Annotated in this window: 1 protein-coding gene; it reads right to left on the bottom strand. The window is 45.1% G+C overall.

The window, feature by feature from the left end; all coding sequences use genetic code 11:
• Positions 1-20: 20 nt before the first annotated feature.
• On the bottom strand, positions 21-412 hold a 392-nt coding region (locus DUK53_RS17275; RefSeq protein ID WP_143813235.1), incomplete at its 5' end, for a PTS system mannose/fructose/sorbose family transporter subunit IID.

The following is a 412-nucleotide window of genomic DNA, read 5'->3' on the forward strand; positions in this document are numbered from 1 at the left end:
CGAATTCATCACTATTCCCTTTAACTTAAAATGCCAAACATGGAGCAAATGACGCCGAACACCATCATTGCAATGATGAGTGACACCGTATATTTTCCTTTAAACTTTTTGACCAGGAAGAATATGCCCAAGGAGAACAGTAACGTCAGCAGGTTAGGTGCAACCTTGTCAAACATCTCCTGGACTTTTATCGACTGCTCGCCAACCGCGATCACCAAGGGGGTCGATATCTTGACGGTGGTGGCTATCAGCGAGCCTAGCACCATCACGCCCACCACGTTGGCCACGTTTGAGATGCGTTGAATGATGTTGGAGTTTTTCGACTGCTCGATTAAATCCACGCCCTTGTTGTAGCCATAATGGATAAAGAAATATTTCGAGCCGATGTTGACCAGGTTAAAGAGAATAAACA

It is taken from the genome of Listeria sp. SHR_NRA_18, from assembly GCF_003856515.1.
GTDB classification, from domain to species: Bacteria; Bacillota; Bacilli; order Lactobacillales; family Listeriaceae; genus Listeria_A; species Listeria_A newyorkensis.